Annotated in this window: 22 protein-coding genes; 6 read left to right on the top strand and 16 right to left on the bottom strand. The window is 67.1% G+C overall.

The features are described 5' to 3' along the window. The first annotated feature begins 210 nt into the window (after positions 1–210). Together FBY22_RS05935 and FBY22_RS05930 are read left to right on the top strand one after the other, a co-directional pair. A complete protein-coding gene (locus FBY22_RS05935) occupies positions 211–732 on the top strand; it encodes a hypothetical protein (RefSeq protein WP_260844720.1) in 522 nt (173 codons plus the stop codon). 70 nt (positions 733–802) lie between these two features. Beyond that, the gene (locus FBY22_RS05930) at positions 803–1,405 is read left to right on the top strand and encodes a hypothetical protein (protein WP_142142930.1); all 603 of its coding nucleotides are present in this window, start codon (positions 803–805) and stop codon (positions 1,403–1,405) included. Between the two features lie 15 nt (positions 1,406–1,420). Here the strand turns inward: FBY22_RS05930 and FBY22_RS05925 are convergent, their stop codons facing one another. From FBY22_RS05925 to FBY22_RS05895, 7 genes are all read right to left on the bottom strand, one after another. After that, a complete protein-coding gene (locus tag FBY22_RS05925) occupies positions 1,421–1,906 on the bottom strand; it encodes a type VII secretion target (protein WP_142142928.1) in 486 nt (161 codons plus the stop codon). Between the two features lie 39 nt (positions 1,907–1,945). Further along, positions 1,946–2,512, bottom strand: a complete 567-nt coding sequence (locus tag FBY22_RS05920) for a hypothetical protein (RefSeq protein ID WP_142142926.1) — start codon at positions 2,510–2,512, stop codon at positions 1,946–1,948. A 46-nt stretch (positions 2,513–2,558) separates the two neighbouring features. Continuing rightward, a complete protein-coding gene (locus tag FBY22_RS05915) occupies positions 2,559–3,041 on the bottom strand; it encodes a hypothetical protein (protein WP_142142924.1) in 483 nt (160 codons plus the stop codon). 47 nt (positions 3,042–3,088) lie between these two features. Beyond that, entirely contained in the window at positions 3,089–4,750 is a 1,662-nt protein-coding gene (locus tag FBY22_RS05910) for an alpha/beta hydrolase (protein WP_142142922.1), read from the bottom strand. Between the two features lie 245 nt (positions 4,751–4,995). Then, positions 4,996–5,391 (bottom strand): hypothetical protein, encoded by a 396-nt coding sequence (locus FBY22_RS05905; protein WP_142142920.1) that lies wholly within the window; start codon positions 5,389–5,391, stop codon positions 4,996–4,998. Positions 5,392–5,458: 67 nt separating this feature from the next. Further along, positions 5,459–6,634 carry a PE-PGRS family protein gene (locus FBY22_RS05900; RefSeq protein ID WP_186363008.1) on the bottom strand — a complete coding sequence of 392 codons (1,176 nt, stop codon included), beginning with the start codon at positions 6,632–6,634 and terminating at the stop codon, positions 5,459–5,461. Between the two features lie 29 nt (positions 6,635–6,663). After that, a complete protein-coding gene (locus FBY22_RS05895; RefSeq protein WP_260844719.1) occupies positions 6,664–6,999 on the bottom strand; it encodes a hypothetical protein in 336 nt (111 codons plus the stop codon). Between the two features lie 130 nt (positions 7,000–7,129). On the opposite strand from FBY22_RS05895, the gene FBY22_RS05890 reads away from it, so the two are divergent. Together FBY22_RS05890 and FBY22_RS05885 are read left to right on the top strand one after the other, a co-directional pair. Beyond that, entirely contained in the window at positions 7,130–7,708 is a 579-nt protein-coding gene (locus tag FBY22_RS05890; protein ID WP_142142916.1) for a hypothetical protein, read from the top strand. A 121-nt stretch (positions 7,709–7,829) separates the two neighbouring features. Next, complete coding sequence (locus tag FBY22_RS05885; protein WP_142142914.1) at positions 7,830–8,411, top strand: hypothetical protein; 582 nt, start codon at positions 7,830–7,832, stop codon at positions 8,409–8,411. A 50-nt stretch (positions 8,412–8,461) separates the two neighbouring features. Here the strand turns inward: FBY22_RS05885 and FBY22_RS05880 are convergent, their stop codons facing one another. Continuing rightward, positions 8,462–8,725, bottom strand: coding sequence for a hypothetical protein (locus tag FBY22_RS05880; protein ID WP_142142912.1), 264 nt, complete (start codon positions 8,723–8,725; stop codon positions 8,462–8,464). Positions 8,726–9,303: 578 nt separating this feature from the next. Next, positions 9,304–9,702, bottom strand: a complete 399-nt coding sequence (locus FBY22_RS05870; RefSeq protein WP_142142910.1) for a hypothetical protein — start codon at positions 9,700–9,702, stop codon at positions 9,304–9,306. 133 nt (positions 9,703–9,835) lie between these two features. Between FBY22_RS05870 and FBY22_RS05865 the strand changes: the two genes are divergently transcribed. Next, positions 9,836–10,105 (top strand): hypothetical protein, encoded by a 270-nt coding sequence (locus FBY22_RS05865; protein ID WP_142142908.1) that lies wholly within the window; start codon positions 9,836–9,838, stop codon positions 10,103–10,105. A 23-nt stretch (positions 10,106–10,128) separates the two neighbouring features. Further along, positions 10,129–10,869, top strand: a complete 741-nt coding sequence (locus FBY22_RS05860) for a hypothetical protein (RefSeq protein WP_142142906.1) — start codon at positions 10,129–10,131, stop codon at positions 10,867–10,869. Positions 10,870–10,880: 11 nt separating this feature from the next. Here FBY22_RS05860 and FBY22_RS05855 read toward each other — a convergent pair whose 3' ends face one another. The 7 genes from FBY22_RS05855 to FBY22_RS05825 all read right to left on the bottom strand — a co-directional run bounded on the left by FBY22_RS05855 (position 10,881) and on the right by FBY22_RS05825 (position 17,777). Next, complete coding sequence (locus tag FBY22_RS05855; RefSeq protein WP_142142904.1) at positions 10,881–11,450, bottom strand: hypothetical protein; 570 nt, start codon at positions 11,448–11,450, stop codon at positions 10,881–10,883. A 716-nt stretch (positions 11,451–12,166) separates the two neighbouring features. Beyond that, positions 12,167–13,480: a type VII secretion-associated serine protease mycosin gene (gene mycP, locus FBY22_RS05850; protein WP_260844962.1), complete on the bottom strand. Its 1,314-nt coding sequence runs from the start codon at positions 13,478–13,480 to the stop codon at positions 12,167–12,169. Between the two features lie 121 nt (positions 13,481–13,601). Then, positions 13,602–15,137 carry a WXG100 family type VII secretion target gene (locus tag FBY22_RS05845; RefSeq protein WP_142142902.1) on the bottom strand — a complete coding sequence of 512 codons (1,536 nt, stop codon included), beginning with the start codon at positions 15,135–15,137 and terminating at the stop codon, positions 13,602–13,604. Between the two features lie 41 nt (positions 15,138–15,178). Continuing rightward, positions 15,179–15,517, bottom strand: coding sequence for a hypothetical protein (locus tag FBY22_RS05840; RefSeq protein WP_142142900.1), 339 nt, complete (start codon positions 15,515–15,517; stop codon positions 15,179–15,181). A 55-nt stretch (positions 15,518–15,572) separates the two neighbouring features. Beyond that, entirely contained in the window at positions 15,573–16,874 is a 1,302-nt protein-coding gene (gene mycP, locus FBY22_RS05835; RefSeq protein ID WP_260844718.1) for a type VII secretion-associated serine protease mycosin, read from the bottom strand. A 213-nt stretch (positions 16,875–17,087) separates the two neighbouring features. Then, the gene (locus FBY22_RS05830; protein WP_374192155.1) at positions 17,088–17,372 is read right to left on the bottom strand and encodes a WXG100 family type VII secretion target; all 285 of its coding nucleotides are present in this window, start codon (positions 17,370–17,372) and stop codon (positions 17,088–17,090) included. 93 nt (positions 17,373–17,465) lie between these two features. Next, positions 17,466–17,777 (bottom strand): WXG100 family type VII secretion target, encoded by a 312-nt coding sequence (locus FBY22_RS05825; RefSeq protein WP_142142896.1) that lies wholly within the window; start codon positions 17,775–17,777, stop codon positions 17,466–17,468. Between the last annotated feature and the right edge of the window lie 148 nt (positions 17,778–17,925).

Genomic DNA, 17,925 nt, shown 5'->3' with positions numbered 1-17,925 from the left:
CAACAACCCCCGCAGCCGCCGCAGGCTCCGCAGTACCCCGCGAACCCGTACGCCCAGCCCGCCCCGCCGGCGCCGCAGCAGCCATCCCAGGGGTTCGGACCGCCGACCGCCCCGCAACAACCGCCAATGCATGCGGGGCCCGCGCCCGTTCCCGGCCAGCCTCCTGTGTACGGCGGACCGCAGGCCTTCCCGGGGCAGCCGGGGTATCCGATGCAGCCCGCCCCGCCGTTCCAGCCCACGCCCTTCGGGCAGCAACGGTCGACGGCGAGTGGCAACCCCGTGGGCGCGGTCCTGCTCGGGCTGCTGCTCTCCCTCATCGTCTCGCTGCTCTACAGCGGCCTCATCATGGCCACGTACAAGGACCAGTCGGACAGCACCGTACGGGTTCTGTACTTCGCCCACGCCCTCCTCAACGGAGCGCTCGTCGGCGCTCTGGTCGGCAAGGTGGGGCACCGCAGCAGCGGGGCCAAGGTCGGCGGTGCCGTCGTCGCCGCGCTGGGGGCCTTCTTCGGCTATGCCAACGCTATTCCGTTCATCGTCGTCAACAGCAGCTCGGTACAGACACTCCGGGACCTGCTGGAGAACGATCCCTTCTTCCCGGCCAAGGCCTGGTGGCACGGCAGCAGCGGGAGCGGCGGGGTGGACTGGCTGCACCTCCTCGGCCTCTTGGCCGCCGCGGCGGCCGCATGGGGCATCGCCCACCTCATCGGCAACAAGCGCGGTCCGGCATAGCGTCTCGTCGGGCCCCGGACCGGGCCGCTGACGGAAGCGGCGCTCTCCCCCGGTCACTACGCTCCCCCACATGTCACACCCCGGTCACCTCTCCCCCTCCCCCACCGCCACCGTCATCCACACGGGCCGACAAGCCGCGCGCCGGGTGCTGCCCCGCGGCATCGTGCTCACCGCGCTCGGCGCCGTCACACTGTCCGGCGGCACCGGGGCGGTCGCCGGCCTTGGCGAGAGAACACCGGATCCCGCAGGGTTCGGAGGAATCCTCATCGGGCTGCTGATGGGTTTCGTCGGCATCAGCAGCTTCCTCGCCGGCTGGTCGGCCCGGCGTTCCACCGTGACCGTCGATGCGTCCGGTCTGTGGGTCAACAACGGCGACGCAGAGGGCGTCATCCCTTGGCAGGATCTTGCCGGCGTCGGACTGTACTGGTCCAGGACGGGGCGGCGACGCAACATCCAGATCTGCTCCCTCGAGCTCTACCCCAAGTCACCTGTCCAGCAGGCCGATCCGGTCCTCGGACCGCTGGTCCGGGACGAGGAACCGCTCCGTCCCGAACTTCCCCGACTGCGGTACCGCCTGTTTCTTCCGGAGAGTTCACGGGACACGGTGGTCACGTCCGTCCAACACCAGGTTCCGCAGCTGTGGTTCTCCGTGCCAAGTGGCGGGGCTCCCTGAGCCGCCGTCCGATCGTCAGCCGAAGTCGTTCGTGGCGGGCGCCGGGCCGGTCGTGATGGGCTCGTCGTACGTCGGCATGTTGGTGCCGTAAGAGGTCCGCGGGTCGGGCGGGGTGGAACTGTCGTGAGTGACGGGATGACTCTCGCTCGGGCGCAGTACGGCGGGCATGACACCGGGCGTGGCCTGTGCCGCGGTGTCCGTGCCGGTGTGCTCGAAGTCCTGGGAGACCCGCTCGTCGTTCCACTCGTGGCCGTCGGCGGAGGACCTGAGGTTGTCGCCGCCGGCCTGGATACGGGCGTGCAGGCCGTCGAGGGCTGGCTTCCAACTCGTGGCGAGTTGCGTCAGGGCCGGGCCCATCGACCAGCCGGTGAGGGAGCCGCCGGCCGTGTCGGCCTCCTTGACGGCCTTGTCGGCGGGGGGCTTCATGGTGCGCGCTATGCCGTCACACGCCCCGGCGGAGGCGCGGAGCTCGGCGGGGTCGACGTTGGTGCCCTGGGACACGTCGGCTTCCTCTCGGGATCTCGGGGGACGGGCGGGAGTTCAGAACCGCTGTTGTTCGGCGCCCGGCGGCAGCAGGCACGGGGTCCGTACGGCGAAGGAGAAGCGCTGCGGCTTCGTCTTGCCGGAGCCGACCGTCTCCGCCTCCACCCGGTAGTCGTTCTTCTTGTTCCGGGCCCGGAACACCGCGGACGCATAGGCACTCTTGAACTCCCGGTACGAGGTCACCTCGTAGCCCTGACCGGGGAGTTGGCTGCGGAGCTTGCGGACCATGCTGGTGTGCTCCGTCGCGGAGGCGGGCGAGTAGACGTAGTAGAAGAGGGTGTAGCGGCCGTCGTCCGCGACCTCGTCGTTCTCGCCGACGCAGCCCTCGTAGACCGCCTTGGCTGTGTCGGGGAGCAGTTCGGCGCCGGTGAGTCGGGCCATGCGGGCGGTGGTGTCCTTCGCCCACCGCAGGGCGTCCTCCCGCGCCTTCCGGGGCAGCGGACTGTTCACGGCCTTCGGGGACGTGTCGTCGGAGGCCGTACAACCGGCCACCAGGAGCAGGGCGAAGGAGACCGCGACCGTCGCGCGGCCGACCGCCCTCGTGCCACGAGCCACTGGGTACATCAGCCTGGACCTCGGCGTTCCTGTCGGGGGGTTGAACACTGCGGACTCAGAACCGCTGTTGCTCGACGCCGGGCGGGAGCAGGCAGGGCGTGCGTACGGCGAAGGAGAGGCGCTGGGGCCTGGTCCTGCCGGAACCGACCGTGTCCGCGGTGACCAGGTAGGAGCTCCTGGTGTCGCGGGCCCGGAACACCGCGGAGGCGTAGGCGTTCTCGAACTCCCGGTACGCGGTGACCTCGTAGCCCTGCTGGGGCAGTTCGTGCCGGAGCGTGCGCACGACGCGGGTGTGTTCCGTGACGGGCGCGGGCGAGTTGACGTAGTAGAAGAGGCTGTAGCGGCCGTCGGTGGCGATCTCGTCGTTTCTGCCCAGGCAGGGCTCGAAGTTGGCTCTGGCCGTCGACGGGTCGAGCGCGACGCCGGTGAGCCGGGCCAGGTAAGTGGTGTACTCCTCGGCCCACTTCGCTGCGGCTTTCCGGTCCACGCGGGGCAGTGGGGCGTTCGGGTCGGTGCGGGGGTCCGTGGTCGGGGGCATTCGGCCTCCAGTCGGGAACGGGCAGGGACTGCGGCAGGCTTACGGCGTCACAGACCGGGGACGATCTGGGCCTCCGGTGGCACGTCGCTGCCTTCCTTCGGCACCTCGGTGGGCTGCTTGCCGGCGATGACGGCCCCCTGGTTGGCGAGGGAGTCGCTGCCGTCGTCCCAGTAGCCGCTGTGGCCGTGGGTGTCGACCTCGAAGTTGTTGCCTCCGAAGTCCGCGAGCATCGGGTCCCGGCCGAGGGTGAGGTCCGAGGCGTGGTTGATGACGGCGTCGTCCTTCGCACCGCCGATCCACACGTGTTCGGGGTCCATCTGCAGGTCGCTCGCGTGGTCCACGGTCATGCCCGGGCTGCCGACCACCATCACGTCGTCCGCACCCAGGCCGGGGCCTCCGGAGGCGGCCGCGCCGACGACGGTGGAGCCGTAACTGTGCCCGATGACGGTGGTGTGACTGGGCGAACCGTCGTGCGCGGCGTGCGTGCCCGCCACGAACTGCCGCAGGTCGGGGGCGCCGTCCTCGGCCCGCCCGGTTCCGCCGACGCTGTCGAAGTCGGTCATGGACGCCTCGGGGGCGTCGTAGCCGAGCCAGGTGATCATCGCGACGCTCTCGCCGTCGGACTGCTGCTCCGCCGACGACTGGAGTTTGCCGATGCGGGTGATCTGGCCGGGTACGGCGTCCATGTTGGTGTTGGTGCCCGGTACCAGGATTCCGGTGTGGGCGGCGGTGTCGGGGTTGCCCATGGCGACAATGGCCCGCCCGTCGTCCTTGGAGTCGTAGCCGAGCAGGTACAACTCCTTGCCCTTGGGCGCGCCGTCGGCCTTCTCCAACTGGTCGTTGAGCACTTCGAGGTTGTTCAGGCGCCGGTTGACCGTCTCGTCGGTGTCGCCGGGGAAGCCCTCGTCCCAGTTGCCCTCCTGGATGAGGTTCAACTCCTGTGTGAGGGCGGTGCGGTTGGCGTCGTCGCGTACGTCCGAGGGCAGACCGTCGGTCGCGCCGACCTCCTTCGGATAGAGCGTGGTATAGGTCTGGCGTTCCTCGGGGCTGAGGGCCTTCCACCACTCGGCGGCGGCCTTCGGGTCGTCCTCGGGGATCTGCGGGCCCTGTACGCCGATGGCCTTCATGGCGTTCTTGACGTCCTGCGCGGACTCCGCCGACGCGTCATGGCTGGTCGGGTCGGTGAGGATGTCGCCGTCGAGCTCGGCGAGGGCCCTGGCCCCGTCGTCGCTGGCCTTGCGGGCGTCGGCCAGGGCGGCGTCGATGTCGGCGCGGTACTGGCCCATCAGGGTTCCACGGTCGGCGATGATCTGCCGTGCGTCGGGGTCCTGATGGGGCAGGCCGGCGGTCGTCGGGTCGGTGATCGTCCCGTACGCGTCGACCTCGAAGTGGTCGGCCTCCGCTCGCCGCACCGTGTTGCGCAGATCGGTCTGGGCCGCTTCCATCCAGGACTTGGTGGTGTCCAGTACCTCGGCGACGGCCATCGCCTCGGTCTCGACGACACCGATCCGCGACTCGACGTCCTCCAGGTAGAACAGGGCCGCGTCGGCGTCGTCGCCCTTCCAGGAAGCGTGCAGGGGGCCGGTGACCTGCCGGCGGTGGCGGTCGGTGAGGGTGTCCATGGTCGTCGACAGGCCGCGCCAGGCCTTGGCCGCCGCTTCCAGGTCGGAGAAGTCCTGCTTCATCAGGCGGGAGAAGTCAGAAGCCACGGCGGCCTCGTCCCGGCCCGGCGCTCAAGTCTCCTTCAGGGCACGGCAAAACAACCCCAAAAGCCATCACACAACCCCCGTTGCACCTGCTCACTCATGAGTTCCAGGCGCACAGATTAGCCGACGAGGGGCTCGGCGGGGCAAGCCAGGGCCTGGGACCGGGGCTTGGCCGGACGAGCCGGAGTACCTTGGGTCAGAGGCCTGGCCCGCCCGACTTGCGAAGGGCACCGCGGAGTCTTCCGGCCTCAGTGCCGAGCCGTCCGCCCGCCCCGGCCCCCACCCGAGCCATGCACGGGGGCGTCCCGCTCCGCGCGCTCGCGGTCCAGTTCGGCCTGCTGCCGTGCGTCCCACGCCCCGAACTGCGCCTTGGACTGCTGCTGTTCCGCGTACGTCTGGTTCTCGGCGGCCCTGCGCATCTCGTGCAGGCGCTGGTAGACGGCCTCGGTGTAACGAGGGTCCTGGAAGGCGCCCTTGACGTCGACGTTCCCGGTCAGCACCGACTGCGCCATGTCGCGCAGGGCCGGGTCGAGCGAGGTCGCGCCGGCGATGGTGCGCAGGGAACGGCGCAGCCGCAGGGCCTGTTCGGGGTCCTGGGCGACGCCCATCAGTTCCTCGTCCTGGATCTCCCGGTCCGCGGTCATGGGCGGGCCACGTCCTCTCTGCTGCGTGCTGATGGTGACGATCGGGGGCGGCGATGCACGCGGGAGGTCACCCGAACTCGCTGCGCGCCCAGTCCTGGGCGCCGCCACCGCTGGGCGCGGAGCCGGAGCGCGAGGCGGAGGCGGTCGCCGCGACCGGCCGTTCGGCGTCGGAGGCCGGCGTGGCGGCGGTGCCGGAGGAGGAGGCTGACTCGGCCCTGTCGGTCGTCCCGCCACCCTGGCCACTGTCGCCGCTGTCGCCGCCGTGACCGCTGTGGCCGCTGTGGCCGCTCAGTGCGTCGACGCCGTGCTGCACTCGGTTGCCGGCCGCCCCGGTGACCTTCTCGGTGGCGGCGTCGACGGCACCGTCCACGTGCCCCTGTACGTCCGTGTAGCCGGCGACGGTGGAGCCTTCGCCGCCCGTGACCTCGTTCTTGAGGCCGTCGACGTACTCGCCGGCCGCGTCCTTGGCGACGCCCGCCGTCTCACCGAAGTCGATACCCGAGCGCTCGTCGAAGTAGGTCTCGATGCTCTGCTGGCCGATGTTCTGCGCCATGCCGATGGCGGCGTCCTTGGCCTTCTCCTTCGCAGCGTCGACGACCTTCTCCTGGACGAACTTCTTGGCCTCTTCCTTGATCTTGTCCTTGGCGAACTGCTTGACCTTCTCCTTGGTGACCTTCTCCAACTGCTCCTTGGCGATCTTCTTCAGGGCGTCCATGGTGGCGTGCTCCATGGCTTTGGTGATCGCCTGCATGACCTCCTGCTTGAGCTTGTTCAGCAGCTCGCGGACGATCACGCGGGTGGCCTGGGTGGCGCCGAGCGCGCCGACCTCGGAGAGACCGAGGGTGAAGGGGGCGGACGCCTGCGCCGCGATGATCTCCACTGCGAGCGCGATGAGTTGGGCGATCACGGCCAGTTTCGCGGTGAGCACCGCGATCGCCGCCGCGTCGAAGGCGAGGGCGATCACTTCGCACGCGAGCTGCGCGTCGGGGAGATACCTGTCATCGCCGCCCGAGCCGGTGTACGCGCCCCAGGCCTTGCTGAAGCCGTCGACAGCCGTTCCGGCGTTGCCGGCGACGACGGTACGGGCGTAACCCTCGCCGGCCGCCTGGATCTCTTCGAGTGTCTTGCCGAAATCCCGCCAGGTCTCGGCGACTTGGTGCAGTGCGTCTTCGTCGGCCTCGGGCCAGGAGTAGCCGAGGAGGTCGAGCACCCAGACGAGCTCGCTGGGGAGTGTGAGCGCCATACTGATAGCCCCGTTATTTATTTGAATTCTTATAGATTGCCGACTTCGCCGATGATCGCGCTCAGCTGACCACTGTTCGACGCGTCCGAGGCATCATAATTGACGGCCATGTCTTCAAGGTTGTGGCCGATCTGCGCGAGCCGCTTCGCGAGACTGTCCATCGAGGTGAAGAGGCCGTCGCGAATCGGCGTGTAGACCTGACCGAAGAGCTCTCCGAAGTCGGCGTCGTCCCACGGCTCACCCAGACCGTCGAGATCGTCCTGAAGCTTCTTGGAGGCTTTGGAGAAATCGCTCCCGAGCTCTGTGAAATTCTGACCTTGCTTCTTGAGTACCGTCGTGTCGACGTCAAAGGTGTCGAATCCCACGTTCTCCCCCGGACTCCCTTTGCTGCAGTTCATATTGGACGACAGACCGATACCTTAGACTCCTCCCGCACGGCCCAGCGAACCCGCTGGTCAAGAGATCGTCAAGTTTCCCGGGGGAACGTCAACAGTGGTGACCACACAGCAGAGTTACGCCAGCACACGGGCCCTGTGGACAGGAAGACTCCTCGGCCTGGGACTGATCCTGCTGGCCGCGGTCATCGCGGCGGTGACCGTTCCAGAACTTCGCAGCGAACTCGCCGGTGAGGGTACGGACGGAACCCTCACCGTTTCTTCATGCGAAGTGCACACGAAACCCCATTACGGGACCCGTCGACGGACAACGGAACTCAAGTTCGGCTGCACGGGGACCTGGACGGCACACAAGGGTGGCGCCGCGTACGAAGACGTGACCGTGGAAACCTCGTCCCGCCTGGAAAACGGGTCGAAAATCGACGTCGTACAGGCGGACGGCACGTTCACACTTCCGGAGGACCGGGCGCCTGGCAAAGACATCGCGATTCTCGCCTTCTGCCTCTCCTTGCTGACATTCGGCGCCCTATGCCTCCTCACCGGCTTCGGCACCCGCAACGGCCCGAGCCTGGCGGCTTCCTGGCAGCGACTCCCGGGCGGCAATGTGACGGGTTACGCGCTGGGCGGCGTATTCATCGTCGGAGCGGTGACGGCGCTCGCATGTGCACTGGCAGTCTGATTCCTGATTCCGAGTTGCAATTCCGAGTATCTGAACTCTGAGTGATGATCTGTGAGTTCTGATACTCAAGTTCTGATACTCAAGTTCTGATCCTCGAGTTCTGAGTTTTGAGGGCCTCTCAATGACCCAAGTACATGGGAACGCCACGCCGGACACCGCCGCCCGGGAAGACCGAACCGGCCTCGCCCGCCTCATCGGCGCCGGCCTGATCCTCGTGGGCGTCGTCCTCCTGGGCCTGGGTGCCTACCTCGGCCCCGTCCGCTACGCGACGTCCACGCCGGGCAAACTCACGGTCGAGACGTGCACGGTGGACTACAAGTACCGCGGCTCGTCGAGCAGTTCGCGGAAGAGGACGAAGACCAGGTGGTGCTACGGCACCTTCACGGCCGACAACGGCTCGGCGAGGGACCTCAACGCCGAGCTGAAGAGCGACGCGCTCTACCAGAAGGGCCACGTCCTCGGCGCCCGCCGCAGCGGCGACACCAACTATCAGCTGGACCGGGGCTGGGTCTACGCCATCGCACTGGGATGCGCGTGGGGCTTCGGCGCGCTGATCGCACTCGCGACCGGAGTCTTCATCGCTGTCACAGGGTTCCCGTACGGGGAGGGTGAGAGCCAGGGGCTGTTCCGAACCTGCCTGACGTTGGTCGGGGTGGGCGTGCTGGGACTCGCCATCAGCTTGCTGGTCGCGTTCTTCGTGTAGCGGCAGATCCGGGAGACCTAGAAAGAGCGGGGCCTGGAGAGAGTTGGGGCCTAGAACAGCCACACCCCGAAGCCCACCAACACCGCACCGAAGGCGACGAAGACGCCGGCCGTCAAGGCGAGCGGTCGCAGTTGCTCACAGCGACGCCCCGGATCGAGGCCGCGCCATGTGCTGCGTACCGCGTTCACTCCGACGAGCGCGATCACGGACTCAAGCACCACGGCCAGCAGGCCGAAGAACTTGGCCCAGGAGTAGGGGTGGTCCGGGTTTGGCGTCCACACGGCGGCAAGGTCGACGGCGTTCGGTACTGTCACTCGTCGTTCTCGTCCTTCAACAGTCCCGCAGATCGGACCCGATACCTGAACAGGCGACGTATACGCTTGCTGAGGTTGGTGCCCACGGTGTTCTTGAAGGCGCCGTCCGCGAGTCTCCCGCGCTCGCTCAGATTCTCGCCGCCGAGGCTGCCATGCTGTTCCAGGTTGACGCCGTGGTTTTGGGCGCTGCCGACGGCACCCGCGTCGGCGTTGGTGAGCGTGTCCCACCCAGCTCCTTAGACCGTGTGGCTCAGCTGCTGCCCGTACCTCTCCGCAGCGCCGTCGCAGACACCGAGCAGGCCGAACGCCTTACCGATCTCGGCCAATCGCCGCGAACCCCTCGATCGGCTTAGCGAGCCCCGTCGCTTCCCTGTGGGACTTGCCCGCTGACTCCCTCAGCGTGGCGGGGTTCACCCCGAACTGCCCGCTCATCCCGCTCCTCGGTCGGAACGGGTCTGTGCACTCGGAGCCAGGCGCTGACGCGCAATTTGCGGACCTCTGGCCAAAACGTGCTTGGGGCTCACAGTTGTTGGCGCGCTGGGCTTCACTCGTACGGGCGATGCCACACGCGCTCGTCCCTACAGTCGCCAGCCCCGCGACTGATGTGGCGCCTCCCCAGCCTTACGGCCCCTCCTGCGCTCGGCCTGCCATTCGGCCAGCTCGCGGTCGATCTCCGACTGGCACTCGTCCAGTTGCCGCCGCCCCTCGACCTCGGCGGCGTGCCGCTCCGCGGCACTCATCCGGTCGCAGGCGTGCATGCCCGCCCTGGCCCTCTCACTCAGCGCCTCCCTGTACGCCACGTTCCGCGCCGCCTGACGCAACCCGATCCGGCCGGCGAGCACTTCGCGGGCCATTTCCCGCACCGTTTCGTCCCCGCTGCCGGCGAGCCGCTGCAACGACTTGCGCAACGCCCGTGCCCGAGCGGGGTCTTTCGCGATGTCGAGGAACTCTTCGTCTCCAACCTCGGGCCGTTCCATGCGCATTGCTCCTCGTCGAAGGGGTTCCGAGACGCGCTAGAGTAGCCGACCGATTACGGACAGTGCACAGGATGTGAGGTGGGACGTGTCCTTCCAGGTCAGGCCCGACGACCTTGACGGGTACAGCCGTCAGGTGGGGCGCGCAGTCGACGATGTGCACCATGCGCGGGAGTACATCGCGAAATACGGCGGCATGGACGCGCTCCACGGCCAGGGCCTGTTCCTCTACGCCATCGGACTGCACTCACAGGCGATGGACGGGGTCAAGAACGTACTCTCCCGCCTGCACACCCTTCTGTCCGCCAGCGCCGAGGAGTTGTCGAAGTCCGCGGCGTACTACCGGACGACCGACCGCGCCCAGGCATCCCGGTTGGACGCCACCTACCCGCCGAGCAAGCGCTAGCCCGCACGGAGAACCGACCTCCCATGAGTTTCACGGACACCGTTCAACCCGTCGACCACCTCAAAGGACCCGGCAAGCCCGAGGAGTTCTCCCAGGGGGTCATCGGCGACAGCGTCGAGACGGTGAGCGACTTCCTCAGCCCCAGCGAGTGGGTGCTGGGGGTCATCGAGTTCACCTTCGGTTCGAACCCCTTGGAGCAGGCGATCTCGTGGTTCACCGGTGACTGGGAGTCGTACGTGAAATGCGCCGAGATGTGGCGCAACACGGGCCGCTTCGCCAAGGACCTCGCCACGAACCTGCGCTGCGGCAACAGGGAGCTGGACGCCGGCTGGAACGGCAACGCGGCCGACTCCGCCTATGTCTACTTCGACGAGTTGGCGAAGAAGATCGACTGCCTGGACGGGCACTTGCGGGACCTCCAGACCGCGTACATGGACATCGGCCGCGCGATCGCGAGAGGCGCAGAGCTGATCAAGGGTGTACTGGAGCAACTGGCGGACCAGGCGCTCCTCCTGGAGATCGAGTTGACGGCGGGCACGGCGCTGGTGGAGACGGGCGTGGGCCTCTTCGCCGGCTATGGCGCCGCCATTCTCGAAATGGCCGAGATGGTGAGGACGTGGGGGCGCGCGACGGAGGCGTACAGCGCCGCACAGGATGCGATCGACGAGGCGACTGTCGCCGGTGGTCTCGCTGTTGGCGGCCTCAGTCTCGTGCTGAAGGAGTTTCCCGAGCCCGGAAGAGCTTATGACAACCCTGCCGTCTAGCCTCTCTCAGCTCATGAGCCGGTGAATGGCGTCAGGAGAAGGCAGATGGCCGTCCCGGCGAGACTTCCGCGGACGATCCACTTGCGCACTGTCCCCACCCGGGCGTCCGAGATCTCCCGAGTGATCATGCCGACCTGCGCGGCGTCGCGCGGGAACATGCCCGTGACGGCGAACGCCATACCGAACGCCAGCACCAGCCAGCCGAGAAAGAACATCGCGATCCACCGGGCCGCCTCGCCGAAGCCGGTCCGCACGTACCAGTCGGCGGCCCGCTGCACGGAGACCTTGCTGCCCGGCGGCACCGCGGCGCTGATACTGGCGTCCTCATCGACGACATTGCCGTCGTCGGACCGGAAGGTCCCTCCACACACCGTGTGCCCGCGCGAGTGACGCGTGCCCCGCTCGACCCAGCAGTTCTTCACGGTCAGCGTGCCGTGAGTACCGATGACGCCGGCGGCGTTGGCTGCGTTGAAGATGCCGATGCCGAAGATCACGACGGCGATGAGGAAGAACAGGACGCCGAATGCTCGTCCCAGAATTCCGGGACGGGGAAGGGATGGAGCGGGCGGCGCGAGCGGCATCAGTTCGGGTTGCCTCACCACACGCTCTCTTTCATGCCGTACCGGATCATCACGCCGTGCGAGTCAAGCAGGATCCACACCTTGAGGTGCGCTGCTGCACGGCGGCCGCTCGCCATTCCGGTATCCCTCGCTGCACCGACGCCGCCATATTCGGCAACGAGTTCTAGGGGGATGCGTCCGTGCCGCCGGTGACGGCGGCACGGCGCACGGTCACAACCTTCTGAAGCGTTGCGAGGGTATAAGGGAGAGTCGCCCTGTACGAAACTATTGATCCCGATACTGGGGCTGCTGGGCATAGGGATTTGGGTTCTGCGGAGCCGGTACCGGAGCAGCGGGGTACCCGTATGCCTGGTTGGCGGTGGGAGGCATGAGTTGTTGCGCCGGATAGGCACTGTTGGGATAGGCATCGTTGACGGGGGCACCGTGGTGCGTATTCCGACGGCTGCGGGTGAAAACCAAGACAGTCACGACGGCGATCACAGCTAGCAGGCCGATGACGCCGACGAGAAGAGCTACTGCGCCCATTGATAGAGCTTCCTTCGTGTTCTCAGTCCCTGCACTTTCGATGCCGTAGACCTCGTACCGTCCTGGCTTCATGCCGACATGTCGGAGGAGTGGCGCCCTCTGAAGCAGGTGCGAGCGCTTCAATGGATACGCCACTTCCCTTAACAAGCCGAGTTGGTCCAGGGGTACCCATCGAACCGGTGCCGAGGGCGCTACTGCCCCTGGTGCGGAGGCTGCTGGGCGTACGGGTTGGGGTATTGCGGGGACTGTCCCGGAGGGGCGGGGTAGCCCTGGTTGGGAGGCGTGTTGGGGTACTGCTGGTAGCCCGTGGGGGGCTGGGGCGGGTAGCCGGTGCCATGCGGGGGCATACCGCCGCCTGGGCCGGAGCCGGGACCGCCGCTGCCGCGGTTTCGGCGGCTGCGGATCACCGCGAAGACGACGCCGAGGATGATTACGGCTGCTGCGATGCCGGCGATCAGGAGGATGCCGCTGGAGGACGACTTGTCCTTCTTGGCCGCCTGGTTCGGGCTTTCATTGCCGGAAGCCGAGCCGGACTGCGTGGAGGTGGACGGCGAGGCCTGGGCGAGGGGGCCCTCCTTGGGGCCCTTCGGGATGTCCATCGTCAGCGCCGAACCGGGGCGAGCGATGCCGTAGCCGAGTTCCTTGTCCGGGGCCTTCTTGCCGGTGTTGTTCAGGAACGACGCCGACTTCACCAGACGGTTGATGATCTGGCCTGCGGTGAGGTCGGGGTACTTCGAGCGGAGGAGGGCGACGATGGCGGAGACGTAGGCCGTGGAACCAGAGGTTCCGTTAGCCACCGCGTAACCGCTTTTCGTAGTTGGGTCAGCCTGGGCGACTTCCACTCCGGGCGCGGCAACGGTGACGTTACCTGTGTTCGATTTGGACCAGGCGGCGAGGTTCTGATCCACTGCGGAAACTGCCACCACACCTGGGAGAGCGGCCGGGTAGTTAACCGTCCCTCCGTCGTTTCCTGCGGCCGCGACAACTACTGCATTGTGTGATTGCGCATATTTGATCGCCTCGGCAGCCTTCGAGCCAGGGTAGGCGGAAGAATCGTCAAGCGACAGATTGATGACCGATGCGCCCTGGTCCACTGCATAGCGAACTCCAGCGACCCAACTAGCCGTATTACCCGTGTTCTTGGCAATATCTACGCGAACTGGAAGAATTTTCGCTTTTGGAGCGAGACCCATCACGCCTGCAGAGGCATTTGCTCCGTGTCCGTGACCAGCGATGAGGCTAGCCATGGCAGTTCCGTGTCCGACACTGTCCTTGTGAGGATCTCCTGATCCAGTGAAGTCCTTACCCGCCAGCACTTGTCCCGTCAGATCCGGCTGGCGGGAATCAACTCCCGTGTCGACTACAGCAACCGTGACACCCGCACCTTGGGAAGTTTCCCAAACCTTTTCTGCGCCGTATACGGTCAACGGCCACTGAGCGTCCCGGACTTGATCCGCAGACGCAATTGGGGCCGCAGTGAGGAGCAAGGCTCCCGTCAATGCCACGACACCAGTCGTGGACCAGACTCCCTTGAAACCCAACTCCCTGCTCCTCACTCAGCTGCGGCTGGAGTCACCAGCCCGACAAATGGGCCGACGACGACCTTACGTCAGGCCCGCTTCCTGCTTACTCGATGGTCCGCGGAACGTTGCGGTTGCGGTCCTCTTCTGAGATCCAGGTCTCTTCGTCCTCGACCAGGTAGTCGGGACGGTCGCCCTGGCTGTTCTCCTTCTTGGACTTGCGGCCCTTGCCACCGGCTCCGCCGGCACCTGCCTGCGTTCCACCTCGACTTCCGTGCAAGCCTGCACCGCCGCCGGCACCTTTACCGACGCCCTTTGCACCGCCGACGACACCGCCACGGGCCCTCGCGAGTGCTCCGCGGCCGCCGGCGCCAGCGCCGCCTCGACCGGCCGCCCCGGCTCCGGCGCCACCGCCCATGCCGCCCATACCCGCTCGGCCACCGACACCGCGGCCTGCTGCGGCGCCGCCGCCGGAAAGGCCACCGCGACCGCCCATGGCTCCGATGCCACCGCGGGCAGCACCGCCCGCGAGGCCGCTGGCTTCGCCAGCAGCCAGGATGCCGGGGCTCACTGATCCACCGGTGCCGAGATTGCCGAGGCCCGTGCCTCCGACGCTGGGTCCACCAACGCCCGTACTGGGGCCAGGGCCACTCAAGCCCGGCGAGATGCTGTCCACATTCGTCTTGGCCGTCGGCACCGTCGGAAGCTGCGAACCGCCAGCGATGCCCTGGTCACGCGGAACCGTCGGTGTCGGCTTGATACTCGTCGTCGGGCCCGCACTCCACGGTTTCGTTGTGGTTCGTCCGCTGCTTGGCGCCGACCCACCAGCAGAGGGCACAGAAATGGGTGTCGGCATCGGCGTTTGAGGGTTCGGGGGCTGGAAGGGATCCTTCGGATTATCGTCCCGAATTCCGATTCCCGAGTACGCCTTGTAATTAACCCCCAACTGCTCCATAATCGCCACCCCCTTCAACTGCTCCTCCTTCCCCTTGGACAAGGAATCAGCGTTGGCCTGGCGGGCGGCGTCCGTGCTTACGCCCTTGTTGATGTCGGCGAGGAGCTGCTCGTCGCTGCGGTTGTCGTCCGTGAGTTTGTCCCAGGCCCGGTCCCAGCCGGAGGGCTCGTTGACGTCCCGCATCTTGCTCATGGAGTTGCGCAGGTCGTTCTGGACGGCGTGCATGGTTTCGCCGTAGTGGTTGGCCCACGCGGCCGCGTTGCGGACGTTCCCCATGATTTCGTTGGCCTTCTTGCGGAAGGCCTCGGCCGCGTCGCCCTCCCAGTGCTCGAGGACGTTCTCCACGGCGCTCTGCATCATGCCCGCGACGCTGTCCTTGGAGGAGACCGAGTCCACACCGCCGGTCTTGCCGTCACCGTCGCCGCCGGACAGGATGTTGTGGACGGACTTCCAGTGCTGGCTGACCTCGTAGATGCGGTTGGGGTCCGCGTCCAGGATCAGGGAGCGCAGCTCGGGGATACCCATTTTCATGAAGTGGGTGTCGAGCTTGCTGCGGTCCGGCCCTCCCATACCCCCGTCGGGCAGTTTCTCGAGCTTCTCGTCGTGCTTGTCCTTGATCCGCTGCTTCTGTGCTTCCTGCTGAGCCTTGATCTGCTCTTCGGTAGGCGTGTAGCCGTAGCCGTACATTTTCGTCCATCCCCTCCGTCAGTGACCGGTCGCCGAACCGCCTAGTAGGCGGACCCACCCTTGGGAGTCGCGCTGACGCCCTGTGCGTTCGCGTGCTCCTGGTTGCTGTACTTGTCCCTGACCTTCGAGGTGCTGGTGCCGAAGTCATCGATCAGCTTGTGCAGGTCCCTGATCATGTTCTCGATCCTGGTCTTCTGCTTCTGGTGGGCCGAGTGAAGTTCGTTGGACTCAAGGAACTTCTCACTGCCGAACGCACTGCTCGGGATGTCCGTCTCGTACTTGGCCTTGGTGTTGGCCTTGTCCATGTCCGAGAGGAGGCCGTTGAGCTTCCGGATGACCTCATCCAGTGCGCTCAGATCGACTCGCATTCCGTTACTCATACCCCGTTGTCCTCTCCCCTGTTATTCAAGTTCTCAGCACCGTTCGGTGCCGACCTCATCGGCCGGCCCGTCCGGTCCGTCGGCTCCGCCAGTCCCGCACAGCCACCCCGCTCCCCGCCACCACCAGTACCAGGGCGAACCCCGTTCCCAGTACGTAGATGGCCGTTCGCCGTTCCTTTTCGGCCTCGCTCTCGCCCATGGTCACCGCCATGGGGACGACTCCGCCGGTGCCGGCCTTCACGGGCGGGTCGGGGGTCGGGGACGTGGCCGGGGTGGAGGTGTCCGACAGGGCGGCCACCGGGTCGACGACGCCCCAACCGGTGAACTGGTTGGGTCCCCGGCCCGGCCGTTGGGCCGTCTGCTCGATCCGGGTGGCGATCTGGGCCGCCTTCCAGGTCGGGTGCTTCTCCTTCAGCAGGGCCGCCACGCCCGCCACGTACGGCGCCGCGAAGCTCGTGCCGTCGGCCGTGCACTGGCCGCCCTTCGGGACCGTCGAGACCATGTCGACGCCGGGGGCCGCCACGTCCACGAAGTCGCCGGACTGGGAGAAGTAGGCGCGCTCGTCGTTGCGGTCGGAGGCCGCGACGGCCAGGACGCCGTCGTACGAAGCCGGGTACGTGTCCGCGGACTTGCCGTCGGCTCCGTCGTTGCCGGCGGCCGCGATGATGAGGGCGCCCGCGTTCACGGCGGCCGTCACGGCGCTGCGCAGCGTCGGGTCGTCCTTCTTGTTCGCGGTGTCCGACGAGATGTTGATGATGTCCACGCCCTTGGCGACCGCTGCGCGGATCGCGTCGGCCATGGTTCCCGAGTCGCCCTGCTTGTTCTCTCCGCCGGTGTAGCGGAGGGACAGGATCTTGGCCTCGGGCGCGATCCCCTCGAACCCGGTGCCCTGCATCGGGCGGGCCGCGATGATGCCCGCCACGCGTGTGCCGTGACCCTCCAGGTCCTGGGTGCCGGAGCCGCCGACGAAGGACTTGCTGCCGGAGGCCATCGCGTCGGTCAGCTGGCGGTTGGAGCTGTCGACGCCGGTGTCGATCACGGCGACCGTCACGCCCTTGCCCTTCGCCTGGCCCCACAGCTGGTCCAGCAGCACCCGCTGCAGCGACCACGGCGTGGACTTGATGACGCCGCCCCCGAAGACGCACTCCCCGCTCGCCGCCAGTCCGAAGTCCGCGTGGCCGGGGGCGGGGGCGGGGCGGCCTCCCGGCGAACCGTCGGAAGCCAGCGCCGGCGGCGTCGACGCCAGGCAGACCCCCGCGGCCGCGAGCACGCCGAGGACCCGCTGCGCCGCGCGGGTTCCGGTGCCGCGGCCGTCACGGCCGGTGTGGCTACGCGAACGGGCTCTGCGGCCCTTCACGTTCAGGCCCCTCATTGTCCAGGCCCCCAGGGCTTCCTCGACGTCCGAGACGTACTGCTGACGAGTGTGAAGATGTGCGGGATTTGCTGTGTATCGCCCCGCACATGTCGGGCACGGACCCGGAGCAGAGCTCGGCCCAGCGGACGCCGTGGCGTCGGCTGGGCCGATTCTCTTCATCTCAGGTCCCTCAGGTCCCTCGGGTCGCCGACGGGCTCAGCCCCAGGTCGCGGCGTTGCTCTTCTCGGTGGCCTGGTAGTTGTCGGCCGCGTTCTGCAGGGCGGTGGAGATCTTCAGCAGGGTGGAGTGCAGGTCCTGGGCGGTCTGGTCCCACTCGCGCTGCTTGCGCTGGTAGCCCTCCTGCGCCTCGCCCTCCCAGGTGGCGGCGACGCGCTTGACCGAGGCCTCGAGGTCCTCGAGCTGCTGCTTGATGCGGCCGGCCGTGGTGCGGACGTCGGTGGACGCGTTGGTGATCGTTGCGTAATTGACGAGGATCGACATCGTCAGTTCCCTTTCAGGAAGAGTGGTGGAAGACGTGGAGTTCTGATCCGGGGAGATTCCGATCGGAGGCCCAGGCCTCCGAAGGCCGCTGGATCAGCCGAAGTCCGACATGATCTTGCTGATCTCGGAGTTCTGCTGGTCCTCGGACGCGGAGTAGTTGCTCCGCGTGGAGTCCACGGCTTCCTTGATGTCGTTGAGAATGTCGCTCATCTTCTTCGCGTCCGCGTTCCAGCGCTCCTGCAGCTGGTGGTAGGACGTGGCCGCCTGGCCTTTCCAGCCGCCGGCGATCTGCTCGATGACGCCGTTGAGACGGCGGATCTCGCCCTGCAGCTGGCCGTTGACGGTGTTGATGTCACCGGAGAGCTTGGTGAGTTCGTCCTCTGTTACCCGGAACTGGCCGGCCATGATGAACCTTCCCCCATGTCGTCGTTCATGTTGTCGGCTCCGGGAAACCTGCCAGGTGCCCGGAGAAGCTTCGCACCGTTGAGCGCTGCAAACACTCTATCGTCAGCCTGTCACTCATCCACTGACAGGACCAATCAGTTACACGGCT

Source organism: Streptomyces sp. SLBN-31 (assembly GCF_006715395.1).
Taxonomy (GTDB): domain Bacteria; phylum Actinomycetota; class Actinomycetes; order Streptomycetales; family Streptomycetaceae; genus Streptomyces.
The sequence above is the reverse complement of the archived record's forward strand: the minus strand, read 5'-3'. Positions and strand labels throughout refer to the sequence as shown.